The following is a 2,194-nucleotide window of genomic DNA, read 5'->3' as shown; positions in this document are numbered from 1 at the left end:
TGACGAGGGCGTTGAAGATGATCGCCGAGAGGATGGCGCTCTCGGGCGTCGCGAGGCCCATGACGTTGAGCGCGCCGAGCTGCGGGTAGATCGCCGCGAACATCGCCGGGATGATGGCGAAGTACTTCGCCACGTCGTTGGCGATCGAGAACGTTGCCAGCGATCCGCGGGTCATCAGCAGCTGCTTGCCGATCTCCACCACCTCGATGAGCTTCGTCGGGTCGCTGTCGAGGTCCACCATGTTGCCGGCCTCGCGGGCCGCCATCGTGCCGGTGTTCATCGCCACGCCTACGTCGGCCTGCGCGAGCGCGGGGGCGTCGTTGGTGCCGTCGCCGCACATGGCGACGAGCTTGCCCCTGGCCTGCTCCTCGCGGATCAGCGCGAGCTTCGCCTCCGGGGTCGCCTCGGCGAGGAAGTCGTCGACGCCGGCCTCGGCGGCGATGGCGGCGGCGGTCATCGGGTTGTCGCCGGTGATCATCACCGTGCGGATGCCCATTCGGCGGAGTTCGGCGAAGCGCTCGCGGATGCCGCCCTTGACGATGTCCTTGAGCGCGACGACGCCGAGCAGGCGGCCGTCCCTGGCGACGGCGAGGGGCGTGCCGCCGGCCTTGCCGATCCGCTCGGCGAGCGCCTGCACCTCGCGCACCGCCTCGGGGACCGCGACGGGCTGCGGTGCGGGAGCGCCGACGGCGCGGCGCGGCGCGGGCGGCACGCCGACGTGGGCCAGCACGGCATCGACCGCACCCTTGCGGATAGCGCTGCCGCCGACGTCGACGCCGCTCATCCGGCTCTGGGCGGTGAAGGGCACGAAGCGGGCGCCGAGCGCGGTCATGTCGCGCTCGCGGAGGCCGTGCTTCTGCTTCGCCAGCACGACGATGGAGCGGCCTTCGGGGGTCTCGTCGGCGAGCGAGGCGAGCTGCGCCGCGTCGGCGAGGTCGCGCTCGGAGACGCCGCGCACCGGCAGGAATTCGGTCGCCTGGCGGTTGCCGAGGGTGATGGTGCCGGTCTTGTCGAGGAGCAGCGTGTCGACGTCGCCCGCCGCCTCCACCGCGCGGCCGGACATGGCGAGCACGTTGAAGCGCACCAGACGGTCCATGCCGGCGATGCCGATCGCCAAGAGGAGCGCGCCGATCGTCGTGGGGATCAGCGTGACGAAGAGCGCGGCGAGGGCGATGACGCTGATCGTGCCGCCGGCATAGGCGGCGAAGCTCGGGATCGAGGCGACGGCGAAGACGAAGACGATCGAGAGCCCGACCAGCAGGATGTTTAGGGCGATCTCGTTCGGCGTCTTCTGCCGCTCGGCGCCCTCGATGAGGCCGATCATCCGATCGAGGAAGGTCGAGCCGGGGGCGGCGGTGATGCGGACCTTGATCCAGTCGGAGAGCACCTGGGTGCCGCCGGTGACGGCCGAGCGGTCGCCGCCCGACTCGCGGATGACCGGGGCCGACTCGCCGGTGATCGCGGCCTCGTTGACCGAGGCGACGCCCTCGATCACCTCGCCGTCCGAGGGGATGAGCTCGCCCGCCTCGACGATCACCACGTCGCCCGGCCGGAGGTCGAGCGAGGGCAGGGTGTCGAAGGCGTCGCGGCGCTCCGGGTCCTTCAGGCGCCGCGCGAGGATGTCGGTCCGCGTCGCCCTGAGGCTCGCCGCCTGCGCCTTGCCGCGGCCCTCGGCGACGGCCTCGGCGAAGTTGGCGACGAGGAGCGTGAACCAGAGCCAGAGGATGATCTGGAAGGTGAAGCCGAGGTTCGCCCCGCCCGTCGCGAGGTCGCGCAGGAAGAGGACGGTGGTGAGGGTGGCGATCACCTCGACGACGAACATCACCGGATTGCGGATCATCGTCCGCGGGTCGAGCTTGGCGAAGGCCGAGCCGATCGCGGGGGCGACGATCTCGGGCGCGAGGAGGGTGGTCGTGGGCTTTGACATGGGGGCACCGATCAGAAGGTCTGGCCGGCGAGCATCGCCAGATGCTCGACCACCGGGCCGAGGGCGAGGGCCGGGAAGAAGGTGAGGCCGCCGACGATGAGGATGACGCCGACGAGGAGTCCGACGAAGAGCCCGCCATGGGTCGGGAAGGAGCCGGCGGAGGCGGGGACGGTCTTCTTGGCCGCCAGCGAGCCCGCGATGGCGAGCGCCGGGACGATGACGAGGAAGCGGCCCATCAGCATCGCGAGGCCGATCGTCACGTTGTAC

2 protein-coding genes are annotated in these 2,194 nt (G+C 71.2%); both read right to left on the bottom strand.

The window, feature by feature from the left end; all coding sequences use genetic code 11:
• The coding region (gene kdpB, locus Q0112_RS04705) for a potassium-transporting ATPase subunit KdpB (protein ID WP_297972126.1) at window positions 1-1,927 on the bottom strand (1,927 nt) is incomplete at its 3' end.
• A gap of 11 nt (window positions 1,928-1,938) precedes the next feature.
• A partial coding sequence (locus Q0112_RS04700) for a potassium-transporting ATPase subunit KdpA (protein ID WP_297972124.1) occupies window positions 1,939-2,194 on the bottom strand: 256 nt, incomplete at its 5' end.

The sequence above is a fragment of the uncultured Amaricoccus sp. genome, assembly GCF_937858865.1.
Lineage (GTDB): Bacteria > Pseudomonadota > Alphaproteobacteria > Rhodobacterales > Rhodobacteraceae > Amaricoccus.
This window is presented reverse-complemented; position numbering and strand designations above follow the sequence as displayed.